Origin of the sequence: Bradyrhizobium sp. Arg237L (assembly GCF_029990105.1) — a bacterium.
Lineage (GTDB): Bacteria > Pseudomonadota > Alphaproteobacteria > Rhizobiales > Xanthobacteraceae > Bradyrhizobium.
Genome location: NZ_JAQMIL010000024.1, coordinates 1 through 19,677, shown reverse-complemented (window position 1 = coordinate 19,677; position 19,677 = coordinate 1). Strand labels below are relative to the sequence as shown.

The following is a 19,677-nucleotide window of genomic DNA, read 5'->3' as shown; positions in this document are numbered from 1 at the left end:
CCGTTCGTTGTTCAAGCAATCCGGTCCGGTCAGTGGGCCGTCAGGCCGCCGGTCTCTTCGGCGGTGTCGGGTTTGACGTCGACCTTGGTCTCCTCTTCCCAGACGATCGGTGTGGGCACCCGCACCAACGCCCTGGCGACGACCTCGTCGAGCCGGGAGACCGGGATGATCTCCATGCCGCCCTTGATCGCATCGGAAATCTCCGTGAGATCCTTGGCGTTGTCCTCGGGGATCAGCACCGTCTTGATGCCGCCGCGGGCGGCAGCCAGGAGCTTCTCCTTCAGGCCGCCGATCGGCAGCACGCGGCCACGCAGCGTGATTTCGCCGGTCATCGCGACCTCGTGGCGGACCGGAATGCCGGTCATGACCGAGATGATCGCGGTGGCCATCGCCACGCCTGCGGACGGTCCATCCTTCGGCGTCGCGCCCTCGGGCACGTGCACGTGGATGTCGCGCCTGTCGAACAGCGGCGGCTCGATGCCGTAGGTGATCGCGCGCGAGCGGACGTAGGACGCCGCCGCCGAGATCGATTCCTTCATGACGTCGCGCAGATTGCCCGTGACGGTCATCTTGCCCTTGCCGGGCATCATGACGCCTTCGATGGTCAACAGCTCGCCGCCAACATCGGTCCAGGCCAGACCCGTGACGATACCGACCTGGTCCTCGCTCTCGATCTCGCCGAAGCGATACTTCGGCACGCCGAGGAACTCTTCGATGTTCTTCTCGGTGACCTTGACCGACTTCTTCTTGGAGATCATCAGCTCCTTCACCGCCTTGCGGGCAAGTGTGGAGAGCTCACGCTCCAGGTTGCGCACGCCCGCTTCGCGGGTGTAGCGGCGGATCATCAAGAGAAGCGCATCGTCGTCGATCGACCATTCCTTGGAATCCAGACCATGCTTGGAGAGCGCGTTCGGGATCAGGTGCTTGCGCGCGATCTCGACCTTCTCGTTCTCGGTGTAGCCGGCGATCCGGATGATCTCCATGCGGTCCATCAGCGGTCCGGGAATATTGAGCGTATTCGCGGTCGTGATGAACATCACGTTGGACAGGTCGTAGTCGACCTCCAGGTAGTGGTCGTTGAAGGTCGAGTTCTGTTCGGGGTCCAGGACCTCGAGCAGCGCCGATGACGGATCGCCGCGGAAGTCGGCGCCCATCTTGTCGATCTCGTCCAACAGGAACAGCGGATTGGAGGTCTTCGCCTTCCGCATCGACTGGATGATCTTGCCGGGCATCGAGCCGATATAGGTGCGGCGGTGACCGCGGATCTCGGCTTCGTCGCGCACGCCGCCGAGCGAGACGCGCACGAATTCACGCCCCGTCGCCTTCGCGATCGACTTGCCAAGCGAGGTCTTGCCGACGCCGGGAGGCCCGACCAGGCACAGGATCGGTCCGGTCAGCTTGTTGGCGCGCGACTGCACCGCGAGATACTCGACGATACGGTCCTTGACCTTCTCGAGCCCGTAATGGTCGGAGTCCAGCACCGCCTGCGCGGCTTCCAGGTCCTTCTTGACCTTGGACTTCTTGTTCCACGGGATCGACAGCAGCCAGTCCAGATAGTTGCGCACCACGGTCGCTTCCGCGGACATCGGCGACATCTGACGCAGCTTCTTCAACTCATGCTGCGCCTTCTCGCGCGCTTCCTTGGACAGCTTGGTCTTGTTGATGCGCTCTTCCAGATCGGCCAGCTCGTCGCGACCTTCGTCGTCGCCGAGCTCCTTCTGGATCGCCTTCATCTGCTCGTTCAGGTAATATTCGCGCTGGGTCTTCTCCATCTGGCGCTTGACGCGCGAGCGGATGCGCTTCTCGACCTGCAAGACCGAGATCTCGCTCTCCATCAGGCCCAGCACCTTCTCCAGGCGTTGGGTGACCGACAGCGTCTCCAGGATGGCCTGGCGATCGGCGATCTTGACCGCCAGATGCGAAGCGACGTTGTCGCTCAGCTTGGCGAAGTCGGTGATCCCCTGAACAACGCCGACGACTTCGGCGGAGATCTTCTTGTTCAGCTTCACATAGCTCTCGAAATCGGACACGACCGAGCGCGACAGGGCTTCGGCTTCGACCGAATCGGCGTCGGTGTCGGCGAGCGCGACCGCGGTCGCCTCGTAGTACTCGCTGCGGTCGGAGTATTTCTCGACGCGCGCGCGCTCAAGCCCTTCGACCAGCACCTTCACAGTGCCGTCGGGCAGCTTCAGGAGCTGCAGCACGCTGGCGAGCGTCCCCGTCTCGTAGATCGACTCTGGCGCCGGATCGTCGTCGGACGCATTCTTCTGCGTCGCGAGCAGGATCAACGCGTCGTTCTTCATCACTTCTTCAAGAGCGCGGATCGACTTCTCGCGGCCGACGAAGAGCGGCACGATCATGTGCGGGAAGACGACAATGTCACGGAGCGGCAGCACCGGATAAGAATGGCTTTCGCCGTAGACAATCGATGGCCGGGGTTTTGAGGTTGTCATGGCCTATTCCTTTCGTTGTGCCCCCTTGCACGCGGCCCGCTTGCTTGCGCAACCACCACAAGGTGCCTGTATGATCCGAATGTCGTTCGGCCCTCGGCCGCTTCTCGTTCCGGATTTCGGATGACGAATCTTGAGACGTAAATTTTCATCACCGACAGCATTAGGTGGCTATCGGCCATGGGGGTGTCAAGTACTTAGAAATACCGGAAAATCCGGACTAAACGCGCAGAATTAATTACATCGAAATGGCCACCGGGAATCCCGGCAGCCATCGGTATTTTCGTTCATCCGCCGGCCGCGGCCGGCAAGCGCGATCAGGCGCTTGCGCTGCTCTCGACGGCGCGGTCGGAACGATCCGCGTAGATGTACAGCGGACGGGCCGTTCCCTCGACCACCTCGCGCGAGATCACGACCTCCTCCACGCCTTCGAGGCCCGGAAGATCGAACATGGTCTCGAGCAGGATGCTCTCCAGGATCGAGCGCAACCCGCGCGCGCCGGTCTTGCGTTCGATCGCCTTGCGAGCGACCGCGCCAAGCGCCTCGTCGGCGAAGGTCAGCTCGATGTTCTCCATCTCGAACAGCCGCTGATACTGCTTGACCAGCGCGTTCTTCGGATCGGTCAGGATCTTCTTCAGCGAGGTCTCGTCGAGATCCTCCAGCGTCGCGACCACCGGCAGGCGGCCGACGAATTCCGGGATCAGGCCGTACTTCAGCAAATCCTCCGGTTCGACGTGGCGGAATATCTCGCCGGTGCGGCGATCTTCCGGAGCGAGCACCTGCGCGGCAAAGCCGATCGAGGTCGAGCGGCCGCGTGCGGAGATGATCTTCTCCAACCCGGAGAAGGCGCCGCCGCAGATGAACAGGATGTTGGTGGTGTCGACCTGGAGGAATTCCTGCTGCGGGTGCTTGCGGCCGCCCTGCGGCGGGACGGAAGCCACCGTGCCTTCCATGATCTTCAACAGCGCCTGCTGCACGCCCTCACCCGACACGTCGCGCGTGATCGAGGGATTGTCCGACTTGCGGCTGATCTTGTCGATCTCGTCGATGTAGACGATGCCGCGCTGTGCGCGCTCGACATTGTAGTCGGCCGCCTGCAGCAGCTTCAGGATGATGTTCTCGACGTCCTCGCCGACATAGCCGGCTTCCGTCAGCGTCGTCGCATCCGCCATGGTGAAAGGCACATCGAGGATGCGCGCCAGCGTCTGCGCGAGCAGCGTCTTGCCCGAGCCGGTCGGACCGATCAGAAGGATGTTCGACTTCGCGAGCTCGACGTCGTTGTGCTTGGTCTGGTGATTGAGCCGCTTGTAGTGATTGTGCACGGCAACCGACAGCACCTTCTTCGCATGGCTCTGGCCGATGACGTAATCGTCCAGCACCTTGCAGATTTCCTTCGGAGTCGGGATGCCGTCGCGCGACTTCACCAGCGAGGACTTGTTCTCCTCACGGATGATGTCCATGCAGAGCTCAACGCATTCGTCGCAGATGAAAACGGTGGGACCCGCGATCAGCTTGCGGACTTCGTGCTGGCTCTTGCCGCAGAACGAGCAATATAGCGTGTTCTTGGAATCGCTCGTGCCGACCTTACTCATTCTTATCTCCGTCCGCCGTTCGAACCCGTCGCTCCATCGACCTATTCCGGTACTGTCCGGGCTTTAGGTGTAGATAGAGCAAAAACCGTACCAAAAAAGACCCTACTTAATACTGATCCGGCGAATCGCGGTTCAGTCGAATCTCCCCCGCAACTACATCCGATACGTCAGAGCCAACCATGCTGTCATCCGACTATCAAGAATTCGCTAACCGGGGGCTTGCCGGGCACCGTGACAATACCGTGATTTATAGCCTCCGCACGTAAATAACCTGTCGAAAACGCACGGTCGTTGCGACATTGCCACGCGACAGCTCGATACGAAAGCGGAACTTTCTGCCCAAGTTGGGGCATACTGCACCGCAATCGCCTGAGTTTGCCGACAGGGATTTTGTCGTCAACGCAAAAATCGCGCAAGCGATCCCGTAAGACTACGCGGCTTTCGCTGCAGCCGGATCCTCGGGACGCCTATCGATCACCTTGTCGACGAGACCAAACGCTTTCGCGTCTTCCGCCGTGAGGAACTTGTCGCGCTCGAGCGCATCCTCGATGGCCTTGTAGGTCTGGCCGGTGTGCTTGACGTAGATTTCGTTCAGCCGCTTCTTGAGATTCAGGATCTCCTGCGCGTGCAGCATGATGTCGGTGGCCTGGCCCTGGAAGCCGCCGGAGGGCTGATGCACCATGATGCGCGAGTTCGGCAGCGTGAAGCGCATGTCCTTCTCGCCGGCAGCGAGCAAGAGCGATCCCATCGAGGCCGCCTGGCCCGTGCACAGCGTCGACACCGGCGGGCGGATGAACTGCATGGTGTCGTAGATCGCAAGACCCGATGTCACCACGCCGCCGGGCGAGTTGATGTACATCGAGATTTCCTTCTTCGGATTCTCGGCCTCGAGGAACAGAAGCTGCGCGACGATCAGCGTCGACATGCCATCCTCGACCGGGCCGGTCACGAAGATGATGCGCTCCTTCAGCAGGCGCGAGAAAATGTCGTAGGCGCGCTCACCGCGGTTGGTCTGTTCGACGACCATCGGCACGAGGTTCATGTAGGTTTCAACGGGATCGCGCATGGGATTACCCCTGGAGTTGGCGGGGCCGAACGGCCGCCGGCTGTTCCGGACGGACGATCGTCCCGTGATGCAGGACTGCGTTAAGCTGCGCTCAGATATGCGCCATTTTCGCGGCGGCAAGACCGCACAGATGGCTAGGTCCGAACGCGGCAACTCAAACCGATTCGGCTGGTCCCGCCTAGCGACGGAACGCCGTCGCCGGGCCGGTTTCGCCGTTCATCATTAACACGAGGTGCCGGGATTACGCGGCAGTTTTCTCGGCGTCTTCATCCTTGAACAGGTCTTCCTTCGAGACCTTTTTCTCGGTCACGTTGGCGAGTTCGAGGATGAAGTCGACCACCTTGTCCTCGTAGATCGGGGCACGGAGCTGGGCGAGCGCCTGGGCGTTGTTGCGGTAGAAGTCCCAGACCTCCTTTTCGCGGCCCGGCATCTGGCGCGCGCGCTCGATCACGGCGCGGCCGACCTCGTCATCGGACACCGTGATCTTGTTCTTCTCGCCGATCTCCGACAGCACGAGGCCAAGCCGCACGCGGCGATCGGCGATCTTGCGGTACTCTTCCTTGGCGGCGTCCTCGGTGGTGTTCTCGTCGGCAAACGTCTTGCCGGCGGAATCCATCTCCGCCTTGATCGAGTTCCACATCAAGTTGAACTCCTCGTCGATCAGCGACGGCGGCGCCTCGAACCTGTGGTTCTCGTCAAGCCGGTCGAGCAGCGCGCGCTTGACGCGCTGACGCGTCGCGCCGGCGAACTCGGCTGTCAAACGCGCCCGCGCGGCTTCCTTCAGCTTGTCGAGCGATTCCAGCCCGAGCGTCTTGGCGAACTCGTCGTCGATCACGGTTTCGCCGGGTGCTTCCACCGCGGTCGCCGTGGTCTCGAATTCGGCCGGCTGGCCGGCGAGCTTTTCGCTGGCATAGTTCTTCGGGAACGTGACCTTCAGCGTGCGCGTCTCGCCTGCGCCGATACCGATCAGTTGCTCCTCGAAGCCGGGAATGAACTGACCGGCGCCGAGCACGACCTGGATGCCTTCGCCGGTTCCGCCGTCGAAGGCTTCACCATTGATGGTACCCTTGAAGCTGATGGTGACGCGGTCGCCGTTCTCAGCCTTCGCGCCCTCGCTCTTGGCCGAATAGGGACGGCTCTGATCGGCGATGCGCTTGATCGCCTCATCAACATCGGCGTCGGTCACATCAGTGACCGGCTTCTCGACCTGGAAGGTCTTGAAATCGGCAAGCGTGATCGGCGGCACGACCTCGATCGCTACCGTGTAGGTCAGGTCGCTCTTGCCGGCGAGCAACTCCTCGACCTCTTTCTGCTCGGTCGGCATCGTGATCTTCGGCTCGGTCGCAAGGCGGAAGCCGCGGTCGGTGAAGATCTGCGTGTTGGTGTCGCGGATGGTCTGGTCGATGGTCTCCGCCATCACCGAGCGGCCGTAGATCTTCTTCAGATGGCTGACCGGCACCTTGCCGGGACGGAAACCGTTGATGCGGACCTTGTCCTTGAGGTCCACAAGTTTCGCGTCCGCCTTGGCATCGAGGTCGGTGGCAGGAACGCTGATCTTGAACTCGTGTTTCAGTCCCTCATTAAGGGTCTCGGTGACCTGCATCTTCTTCTTCCGCTCCTGTCGCGCCTTTGCGGGCGCGACTGTGTCAATGGTTCGACGCACGGCTCAACGCCTGCGCCGGTGGTTCGGCGGACCTGTCTCCCGAACACAGAGACAGGCCCTCCAGAAAGGGATCATGCAAACGCTGGATGAGCGCTTGGTGCGGGTGGAGGGACTCGAACCCCCACAACTTTCGTCACTGGAACCTAAATCCAGCGCGTCTACCAGTTCCGCCACACCCGCTTGGCGCATCATCTCCGGCCGCGATGCCGCGGGCGGCGGCTTATAGCATGAGCCCGCCCCGGCGCAGCAAAAAAATGGCTTTTTTCGCATGTCCTCTCGGCCGAAATGGCCGCTGGACTTACAGGTTCAAAAATGGTCCGGATCGGGCCGATGGCAAGCCTTTTCCTGAAGCTCGATCGACGCACCCTGCTGGCCGGACTAGGCGCCGCCGCGCTGCAAGCGGGCCTTCCCGCCGCAACCTTGGCGCAAGCCCGTCGTTCACTCGCCATTTCCGCGAGACCCGACAGCCTGGTGCTGCGCCAGGGCGGCACGGCTACGCCGGTCTGGTCGTTCCCAGGCGAGGACATCAGGGCGAATCGCGGCGAGACCATCGAGCTGACGCTCGGCAACGATCTTCCCGCACCCCTTGCATTGTACTGCCGGGGAATCGACGGCGCTCCGGCCGCCGAGCCCCTGCTCGCCCGGGCGCCGCTTGCCGCCGGGGCGAAGGAGGGCTTCCAGCTTCCACTGCGCCACGCCGGCACATTCCTGTTCGATCCCGGCCTCCTCAATGACGGCCAACCGCTACCGCTGCGCGCAAAGCCACTGGTCGTCTCCGAACGCGAGCATATCTCCGTCGACCGCGACGAGGTGCTCTTGATCGAGGAATGGCGGCTGCGGCCGGATGGCTCCGCTATCGCGCCGGGGACGGAGGCCAAGGATGCGACGCCGGTCTATACCGTTAACGGCCGGACTTCATTCGAACTCTCAGCACGCGCCAATGAGCGCCTGCGGCTCCGGTTCATCAATGCCTCCCAACGCACTGTGCTCGCGGTGAAATTGGAAAGCCACGAGGTCCGCGTCATGGCCATCGACGGCCAGCCTGCCGAGCCGTTTCCTGCGCGCAACGGTGCGCTCGTGTTGGCGCCGGGCGGCCGCGCAGACGCCTATGTCGATGCCGTCGCAAGCGCATCGATCCTGCTCCATGACGGCAAGGAGGCGCGCCCGGTCGGACGACTCTTACTCTCCGGCGAGGCCCCGCTCCGCCCAGCGCCGCTGCCATCGGCGCCGCCGCTTCCCCCCAACGGCCTGCCGGCCCAGCTCGACCTCAAGAATGCGCAGCGGTTCGAACTGGTCGTCGGGGTGCCAGCTGACTGGACGCGTCCGGCCAGCTTCACCCCCTCCCCGCCACCAGCCTTCCGCGCCAAGACCGGCCGAGCGGTGGTGCTGGCGCTTACCAATCGCGCGCCGATTACCACCGTCTTCCACCTCCACGGCCATCACTTCCGCCTGCTCGACCGGCTCGACGACGGCTGGAAGCCGTTCTGGCTCGACACACTCGCGATCGAACCCGGCCAGACCCAGCGCATTGCGTTCCTGGCCGAGTATGCCGGCCGCTACCTGATCGAACAGGTCGCGACTGACCGGGCAGCGCCACGGCTCGTGCGATGGTACAGTGTCGAATAAGAACAAGGGGAAACGACCATGGGCCAAACAGTTCCAGCGATCCGCGGCATCAGAGCGCGAGCCGTCGTCGTGCCGCTCAAGCGTCCTGTGAAGAACGCCTTCGGCGTGATCGATTCCGGGCCACTGGTCCTGATCGATATCGAAACCGATCAGGGCGTTACCGGTCGTTCCTACATCTTCGCCTACACCAGGCTCACGCTTAAACCACTGGTTCATCTGGTCGAGGAGACCGGCCGCGATCTCGTCGGCCGGCCGGTCGCCCCGTTCGACCTGATGAAGGCGATGGACGCCAAGTTCCGCCTGCTCGGCTGGCAGGGCCTGGTCGGCATGGCTGTCTCCGGCCTCGACATGGCCTGTTGGGACGCGCTGGGACAGGTCGCGAGCAAGCCGGTCGTCGAGTTGCTCGGCGGATCGGCGCGCCCCCTTCCCGCCTATGACAGCTATGGCGTGGTCGATCCCGCAGCCGACGAGCGCGCGCTCCGCCGCTCACTCGACCAGGGCTTTCGCGGCATCAAGATCAAGGGCGGCGACGGTGATGCCGCCAATGACGAACGCGTGGTCAAGGGCGTGCGCGCCGTCATCGGGCCGGACATCGCCTTGATGATCGACTTCAACCAGTCGCTCGATCCGGCGGAAGCCAAACGCCGCATCGCGCGCCTTGCGCCCTACGACCTGCATTGGGTCGAGGAGCCCGTGCCGCAGGAGAATCTCTCCGGCCACGCCATCGTCCGAATGGACTCGCCGATTCCGATCCAGGCCGGCGAGAACTGGTGGTTCCCGCGCGGCTTTGCCGAGGCGATCTCGGTCGGCGCCAGCGATTTCATCATGCCCGACCTGATGAAGGTCGGTGGCGTCACCGGCTGGCTGCAGGTCGCCGGGCAAGCGGACGCCGCCTCGATCCCGATGTCGAGCCATCTGTTTGCGGAAGCCAGCTCCCATGTGCTCGCGGTGACGCCGACCGCGCATTGGCTCGAATTCCTCGACCTCTCCAGCGCCATCCTGGCAAAGCCGGCCGAGGTCATCGACGGCGCCGTCACCGCCCGCGGCCCGGGCCTCGGGCTGGAATGGAACGAGCCGGCGGTCGCGAAATATCAGGTGACGTAGCGCTCTACCCGTCCCACGACGCTGTTGGGATCAATGGTGGGGTTTCGCTGTCAGCTCGATCCCGAGCGCTTTCATGACGGCGATGGTCGTCTTTAGAGTCGGATTGCCGCTTGTGCTAAACGAACGATAGAGCTGTTCGCGCGAGAGCCCCGTTTCCTTCGCAATCTGCGTCATCCCCTTAGCGCGGGCGACGACACCAAGAGCATGAGCGATATAGCCAGCGTCCTCCGTCTTGAAGGCTTCTTCCATGAACAGGGCGATACCCTCGTCGGAAAGCAAGTCTTCGGCCGGGTCATACGTGGTCAGTTTCTCGGCCATCTTATTCGTTCCACTCTTGCGCCAGCCGCTTCGCCGATCTGATGTCTTTCTCCTGCGTGCTCTTGTCACCGCCGCACAGCAGAACAATGATCGTGCTTCCTCGCTTCTGGAAATAGATGCGGTAGCCGGGACCATGGTGAATGCGCAGTTCACTGATGCCTTCACCCACCGGTTCGATATCGCCGGCATGTCCATATGCGAGTCGATTCAGTCGCGAGGCGATCAGCGCTCGGGCGCGGTGATCCCTGAGCCGTGCGCGCCAACTTGCGAAAAGTCTCGGTCTGTTTGAGCTCGATCACTGTATTTTATAAACTACGAAACCAAAAAGATCAAGCCGACCGGCGCATTCAACGGGACGACCCCATCATCTCCGCCGCGGATGCAAATCGATGGGTTTCGCTTACGCTCTACCCATCCTACGGCGTCCTCAATACTCAATCCCCAGTCCGTCATATACCCGGCGGAAGACCGCCGGCAGCGTCTCGGGAAGGTCTTCCGCGATCAGGCCCGGCCCCGCTTCTGTCGCGGCTTCGCCGTGCATCCAGGCGCCGATGCTGGCGCCCTCGAAGGCAGGCGTGCCTTGCGCGAGCAGCCCCGCGATGATGCCAGACAGCACGTCGCCGGCGCCGGCGGTGGCGAGCCATGGCGGCGCGTTGGAGGCGATGGTGGCGCGGCCATCGGGCGCGGCGACCACCGTGTCAGGTCCTTTCAACAGCACCACCGCGCCGGAGCGCTCGGCGGCGGCGCGCACACGCTCGAGTTTGGAGCGGCCGGGATGCTTGTTGCTGATGTCGCTGAACAGCCGCGGGAACTCGCCCTCATGCGGTGTCAGCACCACCTCTGCACCGTCCAATGCCTTGATCGCCTCGAACAACCGTTCCGGTGCATCCGCAAAACTGGTCAGCGCATCAGCGTCCAGCACCAGGTTGCGCTTCGCCGCGAGAGCCGTGTGGACAAAATCGCGCGTGCGTGGGCCGACGCCGGCACCGGGCCCGATCACGCTCGTGTTCAGCCGCCTGTCGTTCAGGAGATCGGCGAACTGGATCGCATTGTCGACCGCGCGCACCATCACCGCTGTCAGCGCCGCGGCGTTCACCGCCAGCGCATCGCTCGGCGAGGCCAGCGTCACCAGGCCCGCTCCCGCCCGCAGCGCGCCGCGCGCTGCAAGCCGCGAGGCGCCGGTCGCGGCGATGTCGCCGGAGACGGCAAGGACGTGACCGCGGGAATATTTGTGGCCGTCGATCTTCGGCACCGGAAACGCGTGCTGCCAGGTCGACGGAACATTCTCGAAGGTAGCCGGGCGGATTTCCTCGAGCACCTTCGGCTCGATGCCGATATCGGCGACGCGCACGCGGCCGCAATGCACCCTGCCCGGCAAGAGCAGATGCGCCGGCTTGCGGCGGAAGAAGGTCACGGTCTCGGTGGCGCGGATCGCAATCCCCATCGGAGCACCGGTGGTGCCGTTGATGCCGCTCGGCAGGTCGACAGCGAGCACCGGCACATCATGGGCGTTGACCGCCTCGATCATCTCATGGGGTTCGCCCTTCACGGGACGGTCGAGCCCGGCGCCGAACAGCGCATCGATAATCAGCGCGGGCTTGCCGATCGCCTGCGGGTTGAACGGCAGCACCGGATATTTCCAGCCGCGTGCGGCCAGCGCCGCGTCGCCCTTCAGGCTGTCGCGCTCGCACAGCAGGATGACCGAGACCTCCCGCCCCCGTGCAGCAAGCTCGGCGGCGGCGACAAAGCCATCGCCACCATTGTTGCCGCGGCCCGCCACCACCAGGATCGGCCCCTCCTCGACCAAGTCCATGGCCGCTTCGGCCACCGCCTGCCCCGCGCTCATCATCAGCGAAAAGCCAGGTGTGCCCCCGGCAATGGTCAGCCGGTCGGCGCGTTCCATTTCAGCCGTGGTCAGGATTTCCATGCTGAATCCTCAATCTATCAGCCTTTTCGACAGGCACCTCGCCCGGCTCGCGTCGATCATCCGCCGATGATTGCACACCAATTCATCCGTTTGCCTATTTCGCAGGCTTCGGTATCATGGGGCGCTCGATCCAACCTTGTCCGTCTGCCCGTTAAAAGGCTGATAACATTCCGAAATCAGGGACATTTATAACTTGGCATAGACCCTGCTTTTGAGGAAGCCGCTCAGGACGGCCGCCTTATACGGCCGTGAAGGGCGTTTTCCGGCTCCGCCGGAAGTTGACGGATCGAACTGATTGCGCCACGCGCATCGAACCTGCACTTTTGTATTCTGGAAATGCCCGGGAGGCCCTCAGTGAAGAAAATCGAAGCCATCATCAAGCCGTTCAAGCTCGACGAGGTGAAAGAGGCGCTTCAGGAAGTCGGACTTCAGGGCATCACGGTAACGGAGGCCAAGGGGTTTGGACGGCAGAAGGGTCACGCCGAGCTCTATCGCGGCGCGGAATACATCGTCGACTTCCTGCCGAAGGTGAAGATCGAGATCGTGATCGGCGACGACCTGGTCGAGAAGGCGATCGATGCGATCCGCCGCGCGGCGCAGACTGGCCGCATCGGCGACGGCAAGATTTTCGTTTCCAATATCGAGGAAGCGATCCGCATCCGGACCGGCGAATCCGGGCTGGACGCTATTTAAGCCCGGTGCTATCCGAAATCTTGCGACCCTAGAAGAGAATAAGGCTGCCTTTGGCGGCCTGATTTCGTTTGTATCATCGCGCGAACTTGGCCCAAGCGAGAACAACGTCGCTCACCTGGAAACCGACCCGCAAAGTCAAAAGGGATACTCATGAAGACCGCCAAAGACGTCCTGAAATCGATCAAGGACAACGACGTCAAATACGTCGATCTTCGCTTCACCGATCCGCGCGGCAAGTGGCAGCACGTGACCTTCGACGTCGGCATGATCGACGATGACATTTTCGCCGAAGGCACGATGTTCGACGGCTCCTCGATCGCCGGCTGGAAGGCGATCAACGAGTCCGACATGTGCCTGATGCCCGACCCCGTCACCGCGACGATCGACCCGTTCTTCGCCGAGACGACGATGGTGATCACCTGCGACGTGCTCGAGCCGACCACCGGCGAGCCCTACAACCGCGATCCGCGCGGCATCGCCAAGAAGGCGGAAGCGATGGTGAAGTCGATGGGCGTCGGCGACGCCGTCTATGTCGGCCCCGAGGCCGAGTTCTTCGTGTTCGACGACGTGCGCTTCTCCGCAAATCCCTACAACACCGGCTTCCGTCTCGACTCCTCGGAGCTGCCGACCAATTCCGACACCGAATATGAAGGCGGCAATCTGGGCCACCGCATCCGCACCAAGGGCGGTTACTTCCCGGTGCCGCCGCAGGACTCGGTGCAGGACATGCGCTCGGAGATGCTGGGCGCCATGGCCAAGATGGGCGTCAAGGTCGAGAAGCATCACCATGAGGTCGCTTCCGCCCAGCACGAGCTTGGCATGAAGTTCGACACGCTGACGCTGATGGCTGACCACCTGCAGATCTACAAGTACTGCATCCACCAGGTTGCGCACATCTACGGCAAGACCGCCACGTTCATGCCGAAGCCGGTCTACGGCGATAACGGCTCGGGCATGCACGTCCACCAGTCGATCTGGAAGGAAGGCAAGCCGGTGTTCGCCGGCAACAAGTACTCCGACCTCTCGGAGACCTGCCTCTCCTACATCGCCGGCATCATCAAGCACGCCAAGGCGATCAACGCCTTCACCAATCCGACAACCAACTCCTACAAGCGCCTGGTCCCGGGCTATGAGGCGCCGGTGCTGCTCGCCTACTCCGCGCGCAACCGCTCGGCCTCCTGCCGCATTCCCTACACCGCTTCGCCGAAGGCCAAGCGCGTCGAGGTCCGCTTCCCCGACCCGATGGCCAACCCCTATCTCGGCTTCGCGGCGATGCTGATGGCCGGCCTCGACGGCATCAAGAACAAGCTCGATCCGGGCCCGGCAATGGACAAGGACCTCTACGACCTGCCGAAGGAAGAGCTGAAGTCGATCCCAACCGTGTGCGGCAGCCTGCGCGAAGCGCTGGAAAACCTCGACAAGGACCGCGCCTTCCTGAAGGCCGGCGGCGTGTTCGACGATGACTTCATCGACGCCTACATCGAACTCAAGATGACCGAAGTCGAACGCTTCGAGATGACCCCGCACCCGGTCGAATTCGACATGTACTATTCGCAGTAAATTTTCACTGCCGCAACGATCGGAAAGGCGCTCCACACGGGGCGCCTTTTTTGTTTTGGCGAAGTGAGGCGACCGGACCAGTCCGTGACTTTCCCGACGATGGATTCGAGAGGATGAACTGATGCTGGCTCGATCAATCTATCAACCCGCCCTTTGCGCCATAGCGATGATTGGCGCCATCTCGGCTGCCTATGGCCTGAGCCTGGAGGAGATTGCAGCGAAGCTCGAGCGCGAGGGCTATTCGCAAATCCGGGAAATGAAATCCGGAAAGATTACTACTTTCAAGGCCACGAAGAACGGCAAAGTCGTATCGCTCGTTGTTGATAGCAGTGGCCACGTCAAAGAGCTTCCATAAGACACTATTTTCGCGGTAGCTCGTTGGACTACGAACTATGCGTGTACTCATAAGGCGTAGATGTCGGCTTCTGACGACCAAACGGAATCTTCTGCTTAACCAGCGCATTGCCGTCGTGACCCGAAGCCGACCTACATTCGGTGAGATGGCAATTTTCAAGAACGACTTGTGTAATACCTTGCCGGCGCAGGATCCCGTTGCGCTCGCGATCAGCATGAAGACCTGACCGATTCCCGACGGACGAGAAAAGTCATCGTAGCTTACCCATGAGACCTCGGAAAAAGCGGAACTGTTTTTCTAGCACTTGCGTTTTATAGTGAGGAGCAACCTCCATGAAGCGCGCACTAAAACTTCTGGGCTATGTCCTCGTCACTGTTTATTTCGTCGCCGATGTGGTGTTTGAATCAGTGGCCCTTCCCCTATCAGCGTGGATCGGAAGGCTCCAAATTCTGCGTCCGTTGAACACCTGGATTGCGAGCCTGCGTCCGTACCCTGCGCTTGCTCTCTTTTCCGTCCCAGTCGTCATCCTTGAACCGGTGAAGCCGATCGGTGCGTTTCTTGTCTCCGCAGGCCATGTTGTAGAAGGCGCTCTGACCATCGCGGTAGGCGAAATTCTGAAGATTACCCTGGTCGAGCGGCTCTTCAGATTGACGCGTGACCGCTTGATGCAGATTCCGGCCTTCGCGATCCTGTATCGGAACTGGCTCAGGTTTCATGAATGGGTAACGTCGTCCGAGATCTGGCGATGGGTTCGTGACCGGATCGCGCGGTTGAAGTTGCTGTTCAGACGTGCCGTGGTTTCGACTCGGGCGCACTCGCGGTTTGACGTCTTTTCGACCCAAAATGCGCGTTCCAGCCGAATACGTCGCGGTCAAGAGCGCGCCGAGCGAAATCGGTGCTCTGGCCAACCACGCAACTCCACCAGTGATTGAGCCTAGCCAAACGCATAGCTGAAGTTGACGGGCAGCTGGAAGTGCTTCCGATGGGTTGGTTGCGGAGCGCACGCTGACCCTCGTCGTGTGCCCATCAGCGAAGCGGCGACACCTCTCATTGCGGTCCGCTTGGTGGGCAGAGCGGACTAGATTTGGTCACTCTGAGTTCTTCGCATTTTGTCCTAACGCGGACGTTATCGACCAAGGGATTGCAATTGTGAGGCTATGATCATCGCTAGCTGGATCGCCGTGCTGGACGCGACACGATTGGTCCCGTCGCTATGCGAAAAACGGTGAGTCATCTCACCAATTGAGAGGTGCCGCGCCGCCCACTTAGGGCGACGCGGCCTTTGGTCTTATGCCCAGTCTCGATGGTGCAATTCATTCGGCTTGACGTCCAGCAAGTCGATGGTTTCGTTGCCGACTTGCAGCAGTGTTCCACCGTGATGGTCGGAGGATATTTTGACGTATTCGTCGTTCAAAAGTTGCAGCTTGTCCACTTTCGGATCGAAATCAGTGATGGTTGCGGTGTTGTGTTTGCCCTTGAGATAGTCAAGGTTGAACACAAAGGTGTCGGCACCGTCACCGCCGGTCATGGTCATATGACCGCTCGCTGCCACCAAAGTGTCATCTAGATCCCCGCCGGTCAGGGTGTCCTTGCCCGCTGATCCGACCACCAGCTGCGCCATGCCCTCGGCCGCCGCTTGTCCGGTCGGATCTACTCCTCCCAGGGTGCCGCTGTGCCGCTCGGTGGCAACGAAAGCATCACTCTGCATCGCCGTGGTATCGGTGTTGCGCAGGATCAAGTCCGACAGGGTGGTACCCTTGATCTCATGCAGGGTCTCGCTGTCGAAGTTCTGGTTCTCGAAATAATACCGATCGCCGTCGCGCAATGCAGTGAACTGATCGCCGATGATTTTGCCGAAGGTCGGTCCGATGATGGCTCCTTCAGCATGATCCTCTGCCAATCCACCAGCCCACAAATCGACGGCGTCGATAGAACCATAGGCTTTCTCGAACGCCGCTGCCGTCTTCGGATCAGAGCTGAGCTGATCGAAGCTGGTATACGGCGCAAGTCCCAGCGCCTCCCGGGTCTGGTTCAGTGTGCCCAACCCCAGATCATGGCCGCGCTGGATATTGATCGCCGCTAGATCGAGACCGTCCGGAGGATCGACCAGGAAGTTCCGCAAGCCATCGACAATGCGGGCGTCCAGCAGATTCGCAAGGTCCCCCGACAGATGCCGAAGCAAGCCATCTGCACCCGTAGCGTTGAACGTCGCCGTATCTTCAAAGAACGATTCCGCCAGCGTCTGCTCGGATGTGAAGGCACCTAGATTGCTGATCGCACTGATTTCGTCGGAGACGATCGAGTGACCGAAGCGAAACGCGGCACCTGCAAACTCTTCGGTGATTCGCGCGTCCACCGTAGGATCATAGCCGTGGTACGGCTCAATGGCGTCTTTACCCAGCAGATGTGGCAGGAACTCGCTATAGGTGATGTTGACCATCTCGGCCGTGGTGATGGCTTTGGCCGTCTCGTACAGCCTGTCGCCGCTCCAATGCGGATGTTCCTCGTGCAGGCGATCGACTTGATAATTGTGCTCGCGCACAAACAAGACCTGCAAGGCCGTCAGGTCGGGGTTCTCCTGCGCCCGCACATCACCGGCCGCAAAGACCTTGCCCTGGTCGGTCTCGACGATTGGCAGATTTTGCCCCGCCGACATCTTCATATGACCGTCGGCGGTCCGCAGGCTCGCTGCGGTGGCAGCGTCGGATCCGTAAATCTGCGATCCATCCAGCCAACCTGTGACCGTGTTGATGGCAGTTGCCGGATGCCCGGCAACACCGGTCGCAGGATCGATGGCTACGCGCGTCAACGGGATGGTACTGCCGGCCGGCAGAAACTCATCATCAGCTGGGACCATGATCGAGATATCCGTGGTTGTGCCCTGCTTTTGCAGATCCAGATCATGATCGATGAACTGGCCCCACGCATACATCATGCCTGATAGCGCTACGCCGGCGTCGTCCATCAAATGCGGGCCTTGCTCCCCGGTGTCCGCCTGCGCCACGACAATGTTGCTTATTTCGCGGGGGTTCGGCCCCGGTGTCATTTCGTTGAACCCATCGGCGAAATGCGCCGGCCCCACCCGAGCAAAGTCGGTGTCGGCCTGATTCATGGTCGAATCGGCAAGATTGTTGTTGGAGCCGTCGATGGTGCGGAAGTCGAGGGTACGGAATTCCAGTGCCATGGCTCACCCTCCCTGTAGAGTGTATAGCCCCAGCTCCTGCTCATTGGCCGCTCAGGAAATGACGCTTTGATGATCCATTGTGACGTTCAGGCGGCAGTTGAGTGACGATATTCGGCGCCGCTGCACAATGATAATATCGAGCGATCCAAGGCTCGCCAGGAGTAGGTCGATTGCGAGCCCGTGCGAAGGGTCGCGCCGAACTCGTCCGTTTACTCCAGCGGAGTGGCAACCTTTCTTACCGAATTACTCCAATGAAGAATGGAGCTTTTACAACGCGGCCTTCGAATCCAGCATCGCTTGTCGAAGCTGACATAATCCATGCGGATCATCAGCTCCACTTCCCTTATGTCCACGAGACCCCAAACGTCCTCTTCATTTCGCCGGGCTGCATCATCGGTTGGAAGCAATAGCGAGCCCGCAGCCCGCGCCCGGCTTCGCTGAGTGCCGCCGCCGTGTCGACCATCATGCGCATGCCGGGCATGCCACCGAGATGATCCCACACCGTTGCCGCGACCACGCCGCCTGATCGAACGACGCAGCGCATCTCGGCGACGGCCTTGCCGGCTTCATTCAGTCGCCCTCACCTCTGTTGCTCATCGGATCGGTTGCGTCAAAGCAGCGCGACTGATGGCGCTCATGTGGATTGCTTCTGCTTTCCCTTGACGGATGACTTGCAGAACTGTGAGTGACAACGCAAACTGCCGCAAAACAAAAAAGGGAGTGAAAAGATGAAACGGCGCACATTTCTTGCTGGCCTTGGTGCCACAGTCTTCTCGCCGGCGATTGTCCGCGCCGCGGGAGATACGCCGTTAAAGTTCGGTGTCCTGACGGACATGAATGGCCTGTTCGCAGACAATGGCGGCAAGGGATCGGTGGCGGCCGCCCAATTGGCGATCGAGGAGTGTGGTGGCAGCGTCCTGGGCAAACCCATCGAGCTGATTTCCGCCGATCATCAGAACAAGCCCGACCTCGGCGGGAATATTGCGCGCCAATGGTATGATCAGGATGGCGTCGACGTCATCCTCGACGTGCCGGTGTCGTCAGTATGTATTGCGGTCCAGAACTTCGCCAAGGATCGAAACAAGATGTTCATCACATCCGCGGGAGGTTCCGCGGATCTGAGTGGAAAGCTATGTTCTCCCAATTTCATCCAATGGACATATAATACCTACGCACTCGCGAACGTGGCCGGGAAAGCGTTGCTCCAACGTGGAGCCGACACGTGGTTCTTTATTGCTGCGGACTACGCATTCGGCCACGCGCTCGAACGCGATGTGACGGAAGTCGTGACCAAGGGCGGAGGGAAGTCACTGGGGCATGCGCCGCATCCGATCAACACGGCAGATTTCAGCTCGGTCCTCCTGACGGCCAAGTCTTCGGGCGCGAAGGTCATCGCACTGGCCAACGCTGGCGCGGACACTCAGAACGGCATCAAACAAGCGGAAGAATTTGGCCTCACCAGCGGCGGCCAACAGATGATCGCGCTGCTGATTGACGTCAATGACATCCAAAGCATTGGCCTGAAGAGCGCGCAGGGCTTGCTTGCCACGATTGGCTTCTACTGGAACATGGATGACCGGACGCGCGAATTCGCAAAGCGCTATGCCGCCAAGATGGGAAAACCGCCGAGCATGATGCAGGCGGGCGTGTATTCGTCCGCGTTGAACTACATCAAATCGGTCCAGGCCGCGAACACCAAGGATCCGGCCGCCGTCGTCAAGGATTTGCAGGGCCGCACCTTTAACGACGCTTTCGCGCGAAACGGCAAGCTTCGCGCTGACAACCTGATGGTGCACGACATGTACCTCGCCGAGGTCAAGAAGGCGAGCGAGGTGTCCGACCCGTCGGATGTCTTCAGGATCCTCGCAACCGTCGAAGGCGAGGACGCATTCCCACCGCTCTCGAGCAGCGCTTGCCCGATGGTGACGGCTCAGAAGTAATTCCGAACTCACCCCGTCATTGCAGGTGTTGCGATAGACGAACGCAACATCCGCGGACGGCGAAGTCGTGTGTGGTCCTGGCGCCCCGACGCTGGCGCTAAGTTTTTCGCGCGAACAAGTTCGCGTGAGAGATGACGGTGGCAAGAAAGCCCGGTCACCGGGGAGAGCACGAAGTAAGCCGTAACACCATCGCGCAGGG

14 protein-coding genes, 1 tRNA gene and 2 pseudogenes are annotated in these 19,677 nt (G+C 61.3%); 7 read left to right on the top strand and 10 right to left on the bottom strand.

Going from position 1 to position 19,677, the window contains the following annotated elements; genetic code table 11:
- Positions 1 to 29 precede the first annotated feature (29 nt).
- The 5 genes from lon to OZ411_RS16635 all read right to left on the bottom strand — a co-directional run bounded on the left by lon (position 30) and on the right by OZ411_RS16635 (position 6,951).
- Entirely contained in the window at positions 30 to 2,453 is a 2,424-nt protein-coding gene (gene lon / locus OZ411_RS16655) for an endopeptidase La (protein WP_130577036.1), read from the bottom strand.
- Positions 2,454 to 2,767: 314 nt separating this feature from the next.
- Entirely contained in the window at positions 2,768 to 4,042 is a 1,275-nt protein-coding gene (gene clpX / locus OZ411_RS16650) for an ATP-dependent Clp protease ATP-binding subunit ClpX (protein ID WP_024506813.1), read from the bottom strand.
- A gap of 430 nt (positions 4,043 to 4,472) precedes the next feature.
- Entirely contained in the window at positions 4,473 to 5,108 is a 636-nt protein-coding gene (locus OZ411_RS16645) for an ATP-dependent Clp protease proteolytic subunit (protein WP_130577037.1), read from the bottom strand.
- 241 nt (positions 5,109 to 5,349) lie between these two features.
- Complete coding sequence (tig, locus tag OZ411_RS16640; protein ID WP_282528891.1) at positions 5,350 to 6,711, bottom strand: trigger factor; 1,362 nt, start codon at positions 6,709 to 6,711, stop codon at positions 5,350 to 5,352.
- A 155-nt stretch (positions 6,712 to 6,866) separates the two neighbouring features.
- Positions 6,867 to 6,951: transfer RNA gene (locus OZ411_RS16635), tRNA-Leu, on the bottom strand.
- 150 nt (positions 6,952 to 7,101) lie between these two features.
- On the opposite strand from OZ411_RS16635, the gene OZ411_RS16630 reads away from it, so the two are divergent.
- Both OZ411_RS16630 and OZ411_RS16625 read left to right on the top strand, forming a co-directional pair.
- Positions 7,102 to 8,397: a multicopper oxidase domain-containing protein gene (locus tag OZ411_RS16630; RefSeq protein WP_282528837.1), complete on the top strand. Its 1,296-nt coding sequence runs from the start codon at positions 7,102 to 7,104 to the stop codon at positions 8,395 to 8,397.
- A gap of 18 nt (positions 8,398 to 8,415) precedes the next feature.
- On the top strand, positions 8,416 to 9,501 hold the full coding sequence (locus OZ411_RS16625; protein ID WP_282528836.1) for an enolase C-terminal domain-like protein: 1,086 nt from the start codon (positions 8,416 to 8,418) through the stop codon (positions 9,499 to 9,501).
- A gap of 30 nt (positions 9,502 to 9,531) precedes the next feature.
- Here OZ411_RS16625 and OZ411_RS16620 read toward each other — a convergent pair whose 3' ends face one another.
- The 3 genes and pseudogenes from OZ411_RS16620 to OZ411_RS16610 all read right to left on the bottom strand — a co-directional run bounded on the left by OZ411_RS16620 (position 9,532) and on the right by OZ411_RS16610 (position 11,746).
- Positions 9,532 to 9,819, bottom strand: coding sequence for an addiction module antidote protein (locus tag OZ411_RS16620; protein WP_282528835.1), 288 nt, complete (start codon positions 9,817 to 9,819; stop codon positions 9,532 to 9,534).
- 1 nt (position 9,820) lies between these two features.
- A pseudogene (locus OZ411_RS16615) lies at positions 9,821 to 10,118 on the bottom strand (type II toxin-antitoxin system RelE/ParE family toxin).
- Positions 10,119 to 10,246: 128 nt separating this feature from the next.
- Positions 10,247 to 11,746 carry an NAD(P)H-hydrate dehydratase gene (locus tag OZ411_RS16610; RefSeq protein WP_282528834.1) on the bottom strand — a complete coding sequence of 500 codons (1,500 nt, stop codon included), beginning with the start codon at positions 11,744 to 11,746 and terminating at the stop codon, positions 10,247 to 10,249.
- A gap of 354 nt (positions 11,747 to 12,100) precedes the next feature.
- On the opposite strand from OZ411_RS16610, the gene OZ411_RS16605 reads away from it, so the two are divergent.
- The 4 genes from OZ411_RS16605 (at position 12,101) to OZ411_RS16590 (ending at position 15,286) form a co-directional block, all read left to right on the top strand.
- Positions 12,101 to 12,439 carry a P-II family nitrogen regulator gene (locus tag OZ411_RS16605; protein ID WP_011441447.1) on the top strand — a complete coding sequence of 113 codons (339 nt, stop codon included), beginning with the start codon at positions 12,101 to 12,103 and terminating at the stop codon, positions 12,437 to 12,439.
- Positions 12,440 to 12,589: 150 nt separating this feature from the next.
- The gene (glnA, locus tag OZ411_RS16600) at positions 12,590 to 13,999 is read left to right on the top strand and encodes a type I glutamate--ammonia ligase (protein ID WP_130583903.1); all 1,410 of its coding nucleotides are present in this window, start codon (positions 12,590 to 12,592) and stop codon (positions 13,997 to 13,999) included.
- Between the two features lie 121 nt (positions 14,000 to 14,120).
- Entirely contained in the window at positions 14,121 to 14,354 is a 234-nt protein-coding gene (locus OZ411_RS16595) for a hypothetical protein (RefSeq protein ID WP_282528833.1), read from the top strand.
- Between the two features lie 332 nt (positions 14,355 to 14,686).
- Positions 14,687 to 15,286 (top strand): hypothetical protein, encoded by a 600-nt coding sequence (locus OZ411_RS16590; RefSeq protein WP_282528832.1) that lies wholly within the window; start codon positions 14,687 to 14,689, stop codon positions 15,284 to 15,286.
- A gap of 356 nt (positions 15,287 to 15,642) precedes the next feature.
- On the opposite strand, the gene OZ411_RS16585 is transcribed toward OZ411_RS16590, so the two are convergent.
- Positions 15,643 to 17,538: a peroxidase family protein gene (locus tag OZ411_RS16585; protein WP_282528831.1), complete on the bottom strand. Its 1,896-nt coding sequence runs from the start codon at positions 17,536 to 17,538 to the stop codon at positions 15,643 to 15,645.
- A 299-nt stretch (positions 17,539 to 17,837) separates the two neighbouring features.
- A pseudogene (locus tag OZ411_RS16580) lies at positions 17,838 to 18,112 on the bottom strand (SAM-dependent methyltransferase); the annotation flags it as partial.
- Positions 18,113 to 18,266: 154 nt separating this feature from the next.
- Between OZ411_RS16580 and OZ411_RS16575 the strand changes: the two are divergent.
- On the top strand, positions 18,267 to 19,478 hold the full coding sequence (locus OZ411_RS16575; RefSeq protein ID WP_282528830.1) for an ABC transporter substrate-binding protein: 1,212 nt from the start codon (positions 18,267 to 18,269) through the stop codon (positions 19,476 to 19,478).
- The last annotated feature ends 199 nt before the right edge of the window (positions 19,479 to 19,677 follow it).

Bases quoted from the DNA above. Each gene is read 5' to 3' on its own strand.
- lon (WP_130577036.1), bottom strand. From the start codon at position 2,453: ATGACAACCTCAAAACCCCGGCCATCGATTGTCTACGGCGAAAGCCAT.
- clpX (WP_024506813.1), bottom strand. From the start codon at position 4,042: ATGAGTAAGGTCGGCACGAGCGATTCCAAGAACACGCTATATTGCTCG.
- OZ411_RS16645 (WP_130577037.1), bottom strand. From the start codon at position 5,108: ATGCGCGATCCCGTTGAAACCTACATGAACCTCGTGCCGATGGTCGTC.
- tig (WP_282528891.1), bottom strand. From the start codon at position 6,711: ATGCAGGTCACCGAGACCCTTAATGAGGGACTGAAACACGAGTTCAAG.
- OZ411_RS16630 (WP_282528837.1), top strand. From the start codon at position 7,102: ATGGCAAGCCTTTTCCTGAAGCTCGATCGACGCACCCTGCTGGCCGGA.
- OZ411_RS16625 (WP_282528836.1), top strand. From the start codon at position 8,416: ATGGGCCAAACAGTTCCAGCGATCCGCGGCATCAGAGCGCGAGCCGTC.
- OZ411_RS16620 (WP_282528835.1), bottom strand. From the start codon at position 9,819: ATGGCCGAGAAACTGACCACGTATGACCCGGCCGAAGACTTGCTTTCC.
- OZ411_RS16610 (WP_282528834.1), bottom strand. From the start codon at position 11,746: ATGGAAATCCTGACCACGGCTGAAATGGAACGCGCCGACCGGCTGACC.
- glnA (WP_130583903.1), top strand. From the start codon at position 12,590: ATGAAGACCGCCAAAGACGTCCTGAAATCGATCAAGGACAACGACGTC.
- OZ411_RS16595 (WP_282528833.1), top strand. From the start codon at position 14,121: ATGCTGGCTCGATCAATCTATCAACCCGCCCTTTGCGCCATAGCGATG.
- OZ411_RS16590 (WP_282528832.1), top strand. From the start codon at position 14,687: ATGAAGCGCGCACTAAAACTTCTGGGCTATGTCCTCGTCACTGTTTAT.
- OZ411_RS16585 (WP_282528831.1), bottom strand. From the start codon at position 17,538: ATGGCACTGGAATTCCGTACCCTCGACTTCCGCACCATCGACGGCTCC.
- OZ411_RS16575 (WP_282528830.1), top strand. From the start codon at position 18,267: ATGAAACGGCGCACATTTCTTGCTGGCCTTGGTGCCACAGTCTTCTCG.